The organism is Bradyrhizobium sp. Ec3.3 (genome assembly GCF_000472925.1).
Classification (GTDB): Bacteria; Pseudomonadota; Alphaproteobacteria; order Rhizobiales; family Xanthobacteraceae; genus Bradyrhizobium.
Genome location: NZ_AXAS01000009.1, coordinates 101,522 through 116,456 on the forward strand (window position 1 = coordinate 101,522; position 14,935 = coordinate 116,456).

The window sequence follows — 14,935 nt, forward strand, 5'->3', positions numbered from 1 at the left end:
CCTCGCCTTCCCACGGCGTCAGCAAGTCTGCCGGAGCCGTGGTTGCGGGACAAGCCGGAGGAGCCTATTCAGCCGCGGTCGTGCCGACGGCCGCGACCTCCGCCTCGGCACGCACGAGACCGGCGTCCGCAGACGGCAGGCGCTTCCTGAACTCTCGGCGCAGCAGCCACACGCTCAAGAAGGCCTGCAGCGTGGTCGCCGCGATCGAGAGATACCAGACTTGCTCGATCTGGAAGTTCGGCCGCGTCGACAACCAGATCGCCGGCAGCGAGTAGGTGAGCAGGCGAGTCACCGAGCTCAACAGCACCGGCTTGGTATTGCCGAGGCCCTGGAACATGCTCGAGCAGGTGAAGATCAGGCCTTGCGCCACCATGTTGAATGAGATGATCCGCAGGAACAGGAAGGCGATCCTCATGGTCTCCCGATCGTTCGAGAATCCGGCGAGCAGGAGGTCCGGTCTCAATTGCGCCGGGATCATGAAGCCGATCATGACGACGGTCACGATCAGCGCCGCCTTGACGAAGGTCTCCCGCACGCGCGGGCCATTTCCGGCGCCGAAATTCTGGCCGGCGATCGGCCCGGCTGCGAGCGCAACCGCAAGCGCCGGCATCTGGATGAGGGCCAGCACCCGCTGACCGATCCCGAACCCCGCCTGCGCCGCCGCGCCGAAATCGCGCAGCACGTAGTAGACCACCGCCATGAAGACGAACATCATCGCGAACTCGCCGCCGGCCGGCAGGCCGACATTGAGAATCCGCTTCCAATGATGGAGCTGCGGACGCCATTGCGCGGGGTCGAAGGCGACATAGCGCTCCACCTTACGAAAATACGCATACAGCATCAGCACGCCGGTCAGAATGCCGATCGAGCTTGCGAGACCCGCGCCAGCCACGCCGAGCGGATGACCGGTGCCCCAGCCCGCGATCAAGACCGGTGCCAGCGCGATATTGACGACGACCGCAAGCGCCTGGACCAGCATGGTGGGCCGCACGATGCCGGTCGCCCGCAGCGCGGACGCCATCACCTGTATGGCAAATTGCAGCGCCAGAGCCGGCACGAACCACAGGAGATAAGTGCTGCCCGCCTCGATGGTGGCTTCGTCCGCGGCAATCGAATGCATGTAGGAGCGCGACAGCGCGGAGCCTGCGGCCAGTGTCGAGAGCCCAAACAGCACCGACAGGACGATGGCCTGGTTGAAGATCAGATTGGCGTCCGTCCGATCCTTGCGTCCCACGGCATGGGCTATCAGCGCGCCGGTCCCGACGCCGAGCACCTGCATCAGCGCATTGACGAGGAATCCCGCGTTGCCGGCCGCGGCCACGCCCGCGACGGCGGCCTCGCCCATACCGGAGACGAAATAGAGATCGACGAGCTGGCAGATCATGATCGTGACCATGCCGACCACGATCGGGGGTGCCATGGTCAGGATGTGGCTTACGATGGAGCCGCGTGTCAGGTCTTTCATGTCGTTTCCATTTGCGGCGTGGCCTTTGCGGATTCTCCATCCGTCGGCCACGCCTCCTTTCCTCATTCCGCCGCGACGTCGTGACTGAACTCGATCACCTGACGCTCGAACAGGCCGCGATAGAGTCCGCCTGGCCGCGCCGTCAGCGCCTTGTGGGTGCCCTGCTCGACGATCTCGCCGCGGTCGAACACCAGGATGCGATCGATGCTGCGCACCGTCGACAGGCGATGCGCGATCACGATCGAGGTGCGGCCCTTCATCAGCCGCTCCATCGCCTGCTGGATCAGCGCCTCCGATTCCGAATCGAGGCTCGACGTCGCCTCGTCCAGGATCAGCACCGGCGCATCCGCCAGGAACGCGCGCGCCAGCGCGACGCGCTGCCGCTCGCCGCCCGACAGTTTTACGCCGCGCTCGCCGACCAGGGTGCCGTAACCCTTGGGCAGGCGCAGGATGAAGTCGTGCGCATTCGCCAGCCGCGCCGCCTGCTCGATCGCCTCCAGGCTGGCGCCGGGCCGGCCGTAGGCGATGTTCTCGGCGAGCGAGCGGTGGAACAGGATCGGCTCCTGCTGCACGATCGCGATCTGGCTGCGCAGCGATTGCTGCGTCGCTTTCGCAATATCCTGCCCGTCGATCAGCACGCGGCCATCAGAGACGTCGTAGAGCCGCTGCACCAGCTTGACGAAGGTCGTCTTGCCGGAGCCGGAGCGGCCGACGAGACCGACCCGCTCGCCGGCGCGGATGTCGATCGACAGACCGTCATACAGCGGCGCGCGATGGCCGCCATAGTGGAAGGTCACGTCGTCGAACACGATGCGGCCACCCTCGATCAGGATCGGCGTCGCATCCGGCGCATCGGCAATGCCGATGGGCTCGTCATGGATCGCAACCAGCTCCTCCATGTCGTTGACCGAGCGCTGCAGGTTGTTGATGTGCATCCCGACGTCACGCAGATAGGCGTGGATGATGTAGTAGCTAGTCAGCACATAGGTGACGTCGCCGGGTGAGGCGCGCCCCGCCATCCACAGCAGCACCGAGCCGCCGATCACCGACGCGCGCAGGCATAGCAGCAGCGAGAGCTGCGCCAGCGCCGTGTAGTTGTAGCGCAGCCAGGTCCGCCGCACGCGCACGCGCCAGCGCTTGATGACACGGGCGAGCCGCGCATCCTCGCGCGCCTCCGCGCCGAACGATTTCACCACCGCGTTGCAGGTCAGCGCATCGGCGAGCGTGCCGCCGACCTTGGTGTCCCAGGCATTGGAGACGCGCGCGGCCGGTGCGATGTAGCGCGTGGAGAACAGCGCCGTCATCGTCACGTAGACCAAAGCGCCGAGCGCAATCACCGCACCGAGCGAGGTCCAGTGCACCCCGAGCAGGATCATCGAGCCGACGAGCACGCTGAGGGAAGGCAATAGCGCCAGCAGGATGGTATCGTTCAAGAGATCGAGCGCCCACATGCCACGCGTGATCTTGCGCACCGTCGAGCCGGCGAACGAGTTGGCATGCCAGTCGGTCGAGAAGCGCTGCACGCGCATGAAGGCGTCCTGCGCGATGTCAGACATCAGCTTCAGCGTGAACGGCACGATCACCTGCAACCCGGACAGCCGCAGCACCATCGACGTGAAGCCGAGCGCCACGATCGCGCCGAACGCGACCAGCGCCGCATGGCGCGCGACGGGATCGTCGGGACCGTGGGTCAGGGCGTCGACGAGCCGCCCGGAGAACACCGGCATGAGGAGGTCGGCTACCGTCGCGCCCAACAGGCCGCCGGCGACCGCGAGCGCGCGCCCCGGCTGCTTCAGCCAGTGGCGGAACACGAAGGGCAGCACCACGCGTATCGCCGCGGGCTTTTTTGACAGTGCGGTCATGGCGTTATCCGGCTGCGCTCTGGCGCAGTCCGGCTCCGTTGATGGACGCATCACGGCCACGAAGGCCGAAAACGGCGTCGCTAGATCAGGTTGTCGCTTGGGAGATGGGGCGGCCGGGGAATCGGGCCCGGTCGAAGCTGGCGAAAACGGTCTCTAGAGGACCGAGCACACACCGAGCTTGAAAAAGTTAGACATCGAGCGCGGGCGTGCGATCTGCGAATGCGTCGAAATCATGCAAATCTCTCCCCGGTTCGAGCAATGAGGCACGCTTTATAGATGTGTCGGTTGCGATTTGCAACACCGCTCGCGCAAGATGTCGCGCGAGTGTTGCAAATTTAATGCGCGTCGCCGCCGCCGGCGAGGGACGCCGGCTTGTTCAGGAGCGTCACCAGCAGGCTCAGGCTGAGATAGAACAGCGTCAGCATGAAGAAGGCATCGCCATAGCCCATCACAACGGCCTGGCGGTGCACGATCTGGGTGAGCTGCTTCATCGCCATCAGCGTGGCATCGCCCAGCCCCTGGAATTTCTGCATGAAGGTGTTGAGCGTCTCGGTCGCCGTCGCGTTGCCCCAGGTCACGCGCTCCTGAAGCCGCGTGATGTGCAGATCGGTGCGGCTGTTGAGCACGGTGTTGATCACAGCGAGGCCGACGGCGCCGCCGAGGTTGCGCATCAGGTTGAACAGGCCGGAGGCGTTCTTGACCCGGTCCGGCGGCAGCGTGCCCAGCGCGATGTTGTTGGTCGGCACCATCGCGAACATCATGCCGATGCCGCGCAGGATCTGCGGCAGCAACAGCTCGTAGAAATCGAAGTCGCGCGTGATCCAGGTCATCTGGTAGGAGCCGATCGCGAACACGATGAGCCCGAACGCGATCATGTAGCGCATGTCGAAGCGCAGCATCAGACGGCCGACGAGCGGCGCGACCAGGAACATGGTGGCACCGGAGACGAACATGGTCTCGCCGATCATCAGTGCGCTGTAGCCGCGCACTTCGGCGAGATAACGCGGATAGATATAGGTCAGGCCATAGAGCCCGATGCCGATGCAGAACTGGAGCACGCAGCCGACCGCGAAATTGCGGTTGGAAAAGGTGCGCAAATTGACGATCGGCTCCGTCGCGGTGAACACGCGCCAGAAGAAGGCGATCGCCGAGATGGCGCAGACCCAGGCGAAGATCGCGACAGACGTGTCCTGGAGCCATTCATATTGCGGGCCTTCCTCGAGCACATATTCCAGCGAGCCGAGGAAGCCGGCCATGAAGATCAGGCCCCACCAGTCGAAGCGGTCGAGCAGCTCGAAATGCGGCTCGTCGAAATCGACCAGCGTCAGCACACCCAGCGTGATGGCGATGCCGGGCACGACGTTGATGAAGAACAGCCAGTTCCACGACATCAGATCAGTGATGTAGCCGCCGACGGTCGGACCGACGGTCGGCGCCAACGTCGCGACGAGACCGATGATGGGTCCGACGATGTGGAATTTCGTGCGCGGAAACACGGTGTAGGCGGAGGCGAACACCGTCGGGATCATGCCGGCGCCCAAGAACCCCTGAAGCGCGCGCCAGAGGATCATCTCCTCGATCGAGGAGGCGAAGCCGCACAGCAAGCTCGAGAGCGTGAATCCGGCCGCCGAGATCGCAAACAGCAGCCGCGTGCCGAGCGCGCGCGACAAGAATCCCGACAGCGGGATCGCGATCACTTCGGCGATGAGATAGGCGGTCTGCACCCAGGAGACTTCGCTCTGGCTCGCCGACAGGCCCGCCTGGATCTCGGACAGCGAGGCCGAGACGATCTGGATGTCCAGGATCGACATGAACATCCCGAACACCATGATGATGAAGGCGAACAGCCGCTTCGGCGCGATGCGCTCCGAAGCGGGGTTCGCCATCATGGCGGGAGAAGCGGTGGTGGCGGTTGCCATCGTCTGGCCTCGCAGCGCTCTTCGCTTACTGCGGATGGATCATCGTGGGGTCGTCGAGATCGACCTCGCTGTCGGCGTCGACCGCGCCCTTGTTGGTGTCCACGGTCGCGTAGACCGACATGCCGGCGCGGAGCAGGTTCTGGCGCGCGACCGACTTCGGCACGCGGACGCGGACCGGCACGCGCTGCACGATCTTGGTGAAATTGCCGGTGGCGTTGTCCGGCGGCAGCAGCGTGAACACCGAGCCCGCGCCCGCAGCGATGCTGTCGACCACGCCGCTGAATTTGCGCATGCCGTAGGCATCGACCTTGATCGTCACCGGCTGGCCGGGACGGATGCGCTTGAGCTGGGTTTCCTTGAAATTGGCGTCGATATAGACCTCGTCGAGCGGCACGATGTTGCCGAGCCGCTGGCCGACCGCGACGAAGTCACCGGTGTTGACGAGGCGGTTGGAGAAGGTGCCGTCGACCGGCGCGCGCACCGAGGTGAAGCTGAGGTCGCGTTCGGCCTTCGCGAGCGCGGTCTTCAACTCCGCAAGCTGCGCCTGCGCTTCGGCCTGCTGTGCCTTGGCAACGTCGACATTGCTGACTGCGACGTCGTAAGCGGCCTGCGCGGCCTTGACCGCGGCGGCGCCCTGGTCGCGTCCGGCTTCCGAGGTTTCGAACGTCGCGCGCGAGGCAAAGCCCTTGCTGCTCAGCGCCTGCTGGCGCTCATAGTCGAGGTCGGCGCGCTTGAGGCCGGCTTCGGCGGAAACGAGCTGCGCCTTCGCCTGCACGACCTGGCTGTCGAGCGCTGCGACCTGGCGGCCGATGCGATCGATGGTGGCCTGCTGGGTCGCGATCTTGGTCGCGGCGGCGTCGACTGCGATCTTGTAGTCACCGTCATCGATGCGGAAGACGACGTCGCCGGCATGCACCAGCGTGTTGTCGCCGGGCAGGATCGAGGAGATGTGGCCGGCAACGCGCGCACCCAGCATGGTGTTGTTGGCGCGCACATAGGCGTCATCGGTCGAGACGTAGAAGCGGCCGACCAGCGTGTAGTAGCCGGCATAGCTCGCGGCCGCGAGCGCAAGCAGAAGGCCGACGCCCATCAGGACGAATTTGCGCTTGCCGGATTTCGACGGGGCGGCGCTCGGTGCAGGCGCTCCGGTTGCCGGCATAGCCGGGGCGGGCTTCTCGATTGCCGGCTTCTCCGGTGTTTCGGCCGTGCGGCGCTTGCTCTCTTCGGCCACGGTCCGCAACTGCTCGGCCAGTGCCGCATTGTCGCTCGCGGCTTCGCCCTGAGCTGGCGCTTGCTCCAGCGAATCCTGGCGAAGGATGCGCGCGGCCTGGTCTCTCGATACGGCCATAAAGGCCTCCCCACAAAAACACGCGATCGGGCGGTCCGCGATGCGGCCCCATTGCCTTCGCAGAACGACAAATAGCATTGACCGAACCGTTCGGTCAATATACATTATTCCCCGGCCGGACCCTAGTGGCGGGAATCCTTGCTTTGGGTTTCCGGCGCCAAAAACCTCAGGGAACCCTGAATCAATGGTTGCAGCCATTCGCGACACCGTCGCTATCGTCTCCGAGGAGGACAGCTCCAAGCGCCGCCAGATTCTCGATGGCGCCCGCAGGGTGTTCATGGACCTCGGCTTCGACGGCGCCAGCATGGGCGAGATCGCGCGCGCGGCCGCCGTCTCCAAGGGCACGCTCTACGTCTACTTCGCCGACAAATGCGCGCTGTTCGAAGCCATCCTCGAGGAGGAAGCGCTTCAGCACGGCCAGGTCGTCTTCAACTTCGACCCCGCGCGCGATGCAGAGACCACGCTGAAGGAATTCGGCCAGGCCTATATCCATTTGCTGTGCCGGCCCGGCGGCGGATCGGCGATCCGCACCGTGATGGCGATCGCCGAGCGCATGCCGGATGTCGGCCGCCGCTACTATGGACGGGTGCTGGACAAGACCATCAACCGGCTCGCCGACTATCTGAAGGCGCATGTGGCATCCGGCGACCTTGCGATCGACGATTGCGACCTCGCCGCCTCCCAGTTCATGGAATTGTGCAAGGCCTCGCTGTTTCTGCCCTTCGTCTTCCAGGCCGCGCCGGCCCCATCGGAAGAGCGCATGACCGAGGTGGTCGACAGCGCGACGCGGATGTTTCTGGCGGCGTACCGGGGGAAGTGAGAACGGCAAGGCCGTACACCTAACCACGTCATTGCGAGCGCAGCGAAGCAATCCAGACTATCTCCGCGGAAAGATTCTGGATTGCTTCGCTGCGCTCGCAATGACGAAACCTGTTCAGAACCACCGCGTTGCGCATGCGCACCACGTGACGCTATAAATAAGCCATGCCTCCTGATCTTCGCCTTCACCGCACGCCGGTCGACGTTCTCAACTATGAGATCGTCCAGGAGCAGGCCTCTGCGTTCGGGCGGATGGGACGGGCGCTGGAACAAGCGCTCGCGAAGCTGCGCGAATTCGATGCCGCCCATCCGCCCTCGGACGCGCCGGCATCGACGCAGCAGGCGCGGCGCGCCCTGGTGATGGAGGCGGGCCACGCGCTCTGGATGTTCGTGGTGCAGCGGGAGGCGTGCGGCATGCGCGACAGCCGCCCCGTCATGCGCGATTACAATGTGCCTGGCGAGGTGCAGCGCTGCATGGGGCTGGTCCCGGCGCCGTCGATGCGGGCCGCAAGACTCAGATCATGATCACCCTCGGTCGCCATCGCGCGCTTGTGCACGACGCCTGGAGCGAGTTGGCTGTTCGCACCGCTATCGATGACATCGTTGCCGATGCCATCGCTGATTTCGATCCCGAGACGTTTTGGCCCGGTCACCCCGGCGATGATTGGGTGGGAGACGGCAACCCCAGCTTCTACTATGGCGCGGCAGGTGTGATCTGGGCGCTCGACTATTTGCATCGTGTCGGCGCGAGCCTTGTCGCTGAAGACTTTCGCCCGGTGCTGCCGAAGCTCCTGGAGCGGACTTCCGCCAGGTTCGAGAGCAATTCGCCGGCCGGCTATGCCAAGCATGGCTCGCTGCTTTTTGGCGACATGGGAGCCGGACTTCTCGCCATGCGTCTTGCTCCCACGTCAAGCCTGGCCGATCTCGTGCATGTGCGCGCAGAAGCAAATATCGAGCTCCCGATCCGTGAACTGATGTGGGGCATGCCCGGATCCATGCTGGCCGCGATCCACATGGCCGAGATGACACGGGAGCCGCAATGGCGCGGGCTCTTCGAAGCGCAGGCGGCCCGGCTGTTAGCCGATCTGGAGGAGACGCCACAAGGTCCGCTCTGGACACAAGATCTTTACGGCGCCAACGACCGCTGGCTTGGGCCAGTACACGGCTTCGCCGGCAACGTCATTCCGTTGATGCGCGGATGGGACTGGTTGACGCCCGCGCAGCAGGAGCAGGTGGCCGATTTTGTGCCGAGAAGCCTCGCAGCGAATGCGTGGCGCTCTGAGGTCGGAACCAATTGGGGCGCGAAAAGCAAGCGCGAGACGCCGCCGACCTTGTGCCAGCACTGCCACGGCGCACCAGGCATGGTGACGACATTTGCCGACGCGCCGTTCGCGACACCTGACCTTGATGAACTTCTGTTGGATGCCGGCCGATTCACCTGGACCGCCGGACCGCTGACCAAGGGGTCGAATCTATGCCACGGCACCGGCGGGAACGGCTACGCATTCCTCAAACTTTATCGCCGCACAAACGATCCAGTCTGGCTGGACCGTGCGCGCCAATTCGCCATGACGGCCATCGTCCAGTATCGCGGCGCCAAGCACGTCGTCGGCCGCGGACGCTATTCGCTTTGGACCGGCGACGTCGGCCTGGCGATATACCTTTGGGACTGCATCACCGGAGAGCCGCGTTTCCCGACAATCGACGTGTTCTGATCCGAGGTGTGGCTTACCAGGCCCCGACAGCCATCAGAACGACATTGGTCGGGCACGAGGCGCAAGCGACCGCCACCGCATAGCATTCGGGCGTGTTCATAGTTGTCTACCGGGCGCACTGAAACAGTCTTGAACTGCCTGACTACCAGGCGCCGACGGCAATCAAGACGGCAATGGTCAGCACAAAAATGCAGACGATCGTCGCTGGGACAGTAAGCCAATCGGGTGTCATCGTTGCCTCCCGAACGGTTCTGCCGAAAGCTTAAATGGTCGGCTCGAAAGAGACTATGAAGTAGCCGACACCCAGCAAATGAACTGCATTTTCAATCTGAGGACGCTGAGCGTCACCTCGTGCGCTCTTGGTTGATCGCGCGCATCGTGCGGCGCGAGCTTCGCGACCGTCGTCCGCCGTGCCTGCGTCCCCCTACTCGTCCTCGAATTCGTCTTCCTCGTTGACCTTCTCGCGCTTGGCTTTGCGACCGAGCGAGCCGGTCACGTAGGGATCGCGGGAGTTGGCGTAAGGATTACGCTGCTGCGCGCGGGCGGCGACCTCGTCGCCGGAGACGGCGGCCGGCTGGCAGATCAGGCGGCGGCTGGCGCGGCGCATCAGATCGACGTGGATGTGATCATAGTGATAGACGTTGGAGCCCGGCGCGAGCACGGTGGTGAAATGCGCGCACGCGCCGGACTGCACGTCGCGCAGAAAGCCCTGCTCCTCCGGCAGGCCGCGCCAGCCGTCCTTCACCGAGATGCGGCGGCCATCGGCGAGCGTGAACGCGGCGATGTCGAGCGCATTGCCGAACGCGTGCTCTGAGATGTGGGCGTGCGGATTGCCATTCATGCCGCGGCAGGAATAGGCGGAGATCTGCTTGATCTCGACCACGCGCTGGCCGAACCAGCGCATCGCCGAGGGCTGCACAGTGTCGGCGAACCAGCGGTCGAGCTCGGAGACGATCGGACAGGCCAGCGTCGCGGTCGGCTTCACCGCGACCGGGCCGACGGCGCCGACCGGACTTCCCTGCGCAGGACCAAGCCGCGGCAAGGGCTGCTGCTCGGGACGCTGTGAATAAGATGGCTGCGATTGCGACGGGTAATTCGGCCGCGCCGGATAGCTCGGTGCGTTCATGTAGCGCGCCGCTCCCGCCGCATCGGTGCCCTCGGGCGGCAGGTCAATCTCGTCCTCCTCCGGCGGCGCGACGCCGGGCGCGCTGAGCGAGATCGGGCCTGAGGCTCCGCCATAGCCGGACGGCTGGTTTTGACGCTGCGGATAGCTCGAGGCGTTCGGATAGGCCTGGTTCGGATAGTTCTGGCCTTGCGGATAGCTCGGCTGACTTCCCGGCCAGCGCGGCTGGTTGCCGATGCTCGCCGGCGGACGCAGCTCCTCATCGGCAAAGCCAAAGCTGCTGCTCGCTTCGCCGATGGCGGCCACTTTCAGCGGAAACTCGGCTCCACAGGCGCCAGGGCCGGAGATCGGCTCGATGCGGACGATCTCGGCGCTCTCTTTCACCGCGCCGGATTTCAGGCAGGCGGCTTCCGCCTCGGCCCGCCACGGTTCGCGTTCGGCTTGGAAGAAGCCGCGTCCGCAACCCGCAAGCGAAACAAGGACGATGGAGCCGACGAGATACAAACGAACTCCGCGCGTCATGCACGCACGTTCGGTGAATTTACTTAAGGACTCTTCAACGCATTGATTTTACGTTTCTTTAACCATACGGGCCGGCCCGTTTTGGCGGACGCGGCGGGTAAGCGACACCAGGACTGACTTTTTCGCCGACGGACTCTCCGTTAACTTGTTGGTTGCGCGCAAAGACGCGCGAACAGAGGGAGCTCCTTTATGACGTTCGTCGGCAGACTGAGCGTTGTGACCGCGTACCTCGCGATAGCCTTTGTCGGAGCCATCGTGCTCGGCGTGATCTAGTTTCCAGACATCGACGACAGGTAGCGGGAGCGCGCGCGATCTCGCGCGCGGGTCATGGTGCGCCGAGCCAGACGCGGCAGAGTTCAGTCGTCGGCAGAGTTCAGTCGTAATTCGAGCACTCCGATCCCGTGACGCCGCCGATCTTGAAATCGCGGCACATCATGCCGGAATTGTCGGGGTCCGGATAGCGGTCGTCCTTCCGGCGAACCGTATGGCTGAAGCGCCAGCCGCGCGACAGCATACAGCGCTTGTAGTCGCGTGACGTCACCGTGCCGTTCTGCGGCTTGCCGAACTGCGCGTCACAGAACGCGCCGTCCACCTGCAATTCGTCGTGGCCGCGCGACTGCTTCAACACGTTGCGATAGATATCGGTGTCGGCACGCGCCGTGGCGACGCTACCGGCGAGCAGCGCGGCGACGAGGATGAGGCGGGACATGATTGAAAGCTCCTTTGCAGACCGTGTTCATCCATCGGTCGCATGCAAGGGAGACGCGGGTTCGCTGAGAGACGATTACAAATTTGATAGGCGCGACGCGGCGCGCTCCTGTCCCTTCTCCCCTTGCGGGAGAAGGTGGCGCGAAGCGCCGGATGAGGGGTTCTATCCGCGCTTACAGATGCGCATGAGTTCGCGGAGAGAGACCCCTCACCCGGCTTCGATGCTTCGCATCGAATCCACCCTCTCCCACAGGGGGCGAGGGTGCAGCGGTCGCGTGGCACGAAAGTCAGTCAGCTGCACCCAACGAATGTGAAGCAGCTCACTCCGACGGCGCCGACGCCTGTGACATCAGTCACGGAAGCCGCGGCGGGCCCCGCATAAGGTCGAACCACGCTCAGTCGATCACCGACATCCGGCCACACCGTTTCCACGCTGCATTTGGGAGGCTGCCATGACAAGGCTTTCTGTCGCCGCTACCGCGCTCTTCCTCGCTTCGACCGCAATCGCCCATGCCGGCAATGCGATCTCCTTCGAGATCGAAGGGCAGCGCATCCATATCCAGGCCCCGCGAAACTGCGCCTCGCTGAACTGCGTCACCATCGTGGCGCCCGGCCTGTCGAAGAAGCCGATCAGGCTGAACAACATCAACCTCAACGGATTCGGCTCCAAGGACGATGACGACACAGCGTCGTCGAGCACGACGACTACGGCCCCGCCGGCTCCGGCGCCCGCCGCACAGCAACCGGCGCCGCAACCCCAGGTCCAGGCGACCGTCCATGCCGCTCCGATCGTGACCGCGCCGCCCGCGCCGTCCCCGACCGTTGCCCCACCGGCCACCACCGCGGCCGTCGACGCCAATGTCACGCCACAAGCGGCCCCGGTTGCACCGCCGGCACCGGTTGCCGCACCAGTCGCGCTCGCGCCGACGCCTGTTGCGGCTGCGCCCGCCCCCGCTTCGACCACGCCGCTCGGCGTGTGGGCGACCGAGGAGAACAAGGGCAATGTGCGCGTCGAACAATGCGGCGCCAATCTCTGCGGCTATGCCGAGAAGACCAACGAGAAGATCCTGATCAACATGAAGCCCGATGGCGCCAAGTGGAGCGGCCGCATCCACGATCCCGATTCGGGGCGCAACTACGACTCGACGATCGCGATGAAGGGCTCGAACCTGCTCCGCGTGCAGGGCTGCGCCTTCGGCGGCATGTTCTGCGGCGGCCAGACCTGGAAGCGCGTGAGCTGACGCGCGGAGCGCGTCACCCTCGACGCCGCTGGCAAGCCTTCTTGTTCTCATAATGGCGCCACGTCCCGAAATCCGGGACGTGGCGTTTGAACGTTGGCAGCGCCTGTGCGACAGATGTTCATCCGCCATTCAGCCATCTCCGGCTGAAATCGGCGGATCTCGCCTCGTGTCTTCACCGGGACCTCACTGTGGCTTTGATGCTGGCTTGGCGCCGCTGCGTGCTCGCGCTTCCGCTGCTGGTTGTTTCGTTGGCCGGCGCGACGGACGCATGCGCATCCGACGCGACCCAGCTCGCGCAGGCGCAGCCGGCGGCGCAGGCATCGCCGACACCGTCTCCCTCTCCGACATCAGCAACACCGGCGCCTGACGCGCAAACCGCCGCGTCCCAAGAGCCGATCGGCAACGTCGCCACCGTGACGGGGATCGCGACCGTGATCCGCGACAAGAATTCCTATCCGCTGAAGGCGCGCGACGACATCTATCTCAATGACGTCGTGCAGACCGCCTCGAACTCCTCGCTCAGCATCGCCTTCAACGATTCCACCACTTTCAATCTGTCCGCCAGCGCCAAGATCGCGATCGACAACTACGTCTACGAGGACGGCGGCAAGCAGAATTCCGCGATCTTCGACGTCGGCAAGGGCACGGTCGCCTTCGTCGCCGCGGCGGTGGCCAAGACCGGCGACATGAAGATCACGACGCCGACGGCGACGCTCGGCATCCGCGGCACCACCGGCGTCATCGAGGTGCCGGCGGACGGAAGCGCTGCGGCGGCCGCGACCAACAACGTCAACATCAAGCTCTATCCTGACGCCGACGGCAGGGTCGGCCACATCGACGTCAACGACCGCACCAGCGGCGCGCGGCTCGGCGCGCTGACGCAAGGCGCATCCGGCTTTGCGATCCGGCCCGGCACGGGCGCGGCGCGTTTTGCCGCGGTGCCAATCACGATTGCTCCGCAACAGGTCGCGCGCGACCGCGTCTTCGTGAGCCAGGTGCACCAGGCCCAGACCACCGGTCGGCAGATCGTCACCGAGCAGCGCGAATTCCGCAGGGCCAATCCGGGCGCGACCCCGCGCATTCCGCGGCCGGTCCAGCCGGCGGCGCCGCAGCAGCAACAGCCGCGGCCGAATGGTCAGCCGGGCCAACAGCCGCAGCGGCCCAATGGCCAGCCCGGACAGAACAACCGTCCGGGTCAGCAGCAGCAACCGGGTGCGCCGAACCGTCAGGGCACGCAGCAGCCGCAGCGGCAAGGACAAGGCGGCGCGGGTCAGCCGGGCACGCCGCGCACCGGGCAAGGCCAGCAGCAGGGCGCACCGCGCGCCGGACAGGCGCCGGGCGGTGTGACCAATCCACAAGCGCCGCGCAGCGGACAGGCTCCGTTGTCGCAGCCGGGCACGACGCCACAGCAAGGCGCAACGCCCGCGCCGCAGTCACCACGCAGCGGCCAGCAGGGTCAGCCCGTGCCCAACGCCGTCCAGCCGCAGCAAGGCGGCATGCAGCGGCAAGGCGGATTGCAGCAGCGCCTGCCGGGCCTGCAACGCCCGGCACCGCGCAAGCCCGCGCCGCCGCCGAAGGAGAATAAAGAGCGGAGGTAGGTCGGAGTGTTTCCGCAAGCGGCGGTGCACTCCCTCTCCCCGTTCTTACGCCTCGCCGCGGAGCCAGGCCTTCACCTTCTGCAGCAAGCCATGGCGCAGCTCCTCGACTGACGCCGCCTCCGCGGGCGTCAGCGTCTGCATCGCGGCATCGACGTCGTCCATGGCAAGTGGCGGCGTAGTTTCAGCATCGGCCGGCGCGAGACCGGCGGCGGCGAGCGCGATCGGGCCGACATGAATGAGGAACGCGCGCTCATATTCGCGCGACAGCCGCGCGACCGCATCCTCGAGCGGCAACCAGTCGACCGCCTTGATGTCGTTCATCAGCTTGCGGACCGGGCCGCCGTCCGCTTCCATGCGCCAGAAATGCACGATCTTGGAACGGCCGCCGGATGGATAGGCGAGCGTGCCCAGAAATTCGTGGATGGCGACCTCGTGGCCGGTCTCTTCCAGCACCTCGCGGTGCGCGGCTTCTTTCGGCGTCTCCTCATCGTCGAGCTTGCCCTTGGGCAAAACCCATTCGTTGCGTTTGCGCTGGCGCACCACCGCGATCAGCGGCGCGTCACGCCGCAGCACAATTCCTCCTGCCGCCAGAACCGGCGCCCGCGCCATCCCTCA

General features: G+C 65.3%; 12 protein-coding genes. 5 read left to right on the forward strand and 7 right to left on the reverse strand.

What is annotated here, in order from left to right:
* Positions 1-64: 64 nt before the first annotated feature.
* From YUU_RS0110720 to YUU_RS0110740, 4 genes are all read right to left on the reverse strand, one after another.
* Positions 65-1,465: an MATE family efflux transporter gene (locus YUU_RS0110720; protein WP_027522363.1), complete on the reverse strand. Its 1,401-nt coding sequence runs from the start codon at positions 1,463-1,465 to the stop codon at positions 65-67.
* 62 nt (positions 1,466-1,527) lie between these two features.
* Complete coding sequence (locus YUU_RS0110725) at positions 1,528-3,327, reverse strand: ABC transporter ATP-binding protein (protein WP_027522364.1); 1,800 nt, start codon at positions 3,325-3,327, stop codon at positions 1,528-1,530.
* 335 nt (positions 3,328-3,662) lie between these two features.
* Positions 3,663-5,246 (reverse strand): DHA2 family efflux MFS transporter permease subunit, encoded by a 1,584-nt coding sequence (locus YUU_RS0110735; protein ID WP_027522365.1) that lies wholly within the window; start codon positions 5,244-5,246, stop codon positions 3,663-3,665.
* Between the two features lie 25 nt (positions 5,247-5,271).
* Positions 5,272-6,594, reverse strand: coding sequence for an HlyD family secretion protein (locus tag YUU_RS0110740; RefSeq protein ID WP_027522366.1), 1,323 nt, complete (start codon positions 6,592-6,594; stop codon positions 5,272-5,274).
* Positions 6,595-6,778: 184 nt separating this feature from the next.
* Between YUU_RS0110740 and YUU_RS0110745 the strand changes: the two genes are divergently transcribed.
* The 3 genes from YUU_RS0110745 (at position 6,779) to YUU_RS0110755 (ending at position 9,128) form a co-directional block, all read left to right on the forward strand.
* Complete coding sequence (locus tag YUU_RS0110745) at positions 6,779-7,414, forward strand: TetR/AcrR family transcriptional regulator (RefSeq protein ID WP_027522367.1); 636 nt, start codon at positions 6,779-6,781, stop codon at positions 7,412-7,414.
* Between the two features lie 164 nt (positions 7,415-7,578).
* Positions 7,579-7,938: a DUF6665 family protein gene (locus YUU_RS0110750; protein WP_027522368.1), complete on the forward strand. Its 360-nt coding sequence runs from the start codon at positions 7,579-7,581 to the stop codon at positions 7,936-7,938.
* Positions 7,935-9,128 (forward strand): LanC-like protein, encoded by a 1,194-nt coding sequence (locus YUU_RS0110755; RefSeq protein WP_027522369.1) that lies wholly within the window; start codon positions 7,935-7,937, stop codon positions 9,126-9,128. Before YUU_RS0110750 ends, YUU_RS0110755 begins: the two co-directional genes overlap by 4 nt.
* A 424-nt stretch (positions 9,129-9,552) precedes the next feature.
* Here the strand turns inward: YUU_RS0110755 and YUU_RS0110765 are convergent, their stop codons facing one another.
* Both YUU_RS0110765 and YUU_RS0110775 read right to left on the reverse strand, forming a co-directional pair.
* On the reverse strand, positions 9,553-10,773 hold the full coding sequence (locus tag YUU_RS0110765; RefSeq protein ID WP_027522370.1) for an extensin family protein: 1,221 nt from the start codon (positions 10,771-10,773) through the stop codon (positions 9,553-9,555).
* A gap of 373 nt (positions 10,774-11,146) precedes the next feature.
* Positions 11,147-11,482 carry a hypothetical protein gene (locus tag YUU_RS0110775; protein WP_027522371.1) on the reverse strand — a complete coding sequence of 112 codons (336 nt, stop codon included), beginning with the start codon at positions 11,480-11,482 and terminating at the stop codon, positions 11,147-11,149.
* A gap of 451 nt (positions 11,483-11,933) precedes the next feature.
* On the opposite strand from YUU_RS0110775, the gene YUU_RS0110780 reads away from it, so the two are divergent.
* Positions 11,934-12,722 carry a DUF2147 domain-containing protein gene (locus YUU_RS0110780; RefSeq protein WP_027522372.1) on the forward strand — a complete coding sequence of 263 codons (789 nt, stop codon included), beginning with the start codon at positions 11,934-11,936 and terminating at the stop codon, positions 12,720-12,722.
* A gap of 197 nt (positions 12,723-12,919) precedes the next feature.
* Entirely contained in the window at positions 12,920-14,320 is a 1,401-nt protein-coding gene (locus YUU_RS0110785) for a FecR domain-containing protein (protein WP_027522373.1), read from the forward strand.
* A gap of 45 nt (positions 14,321-14,365) precedes the next feature.
* Here YUU_RS0110785 and YUU_RS0110790 read toward each other — a convergent pair whose 3' ends face one another.
* Positions 14,366-14,929: an NUDIX hydrolase gene (locus tag YUU_RS0110790; RefSeq protein ID WP_027522374.1), complete on the reverse strand. Its 564-nt coding sequence runs from the start codon at positions 14,927-14,929 to the stop codon at positions 14,366-14,368.
* Between the last annotated feature and the right edge of the window lie 6 nt (positions 14,930-14,935).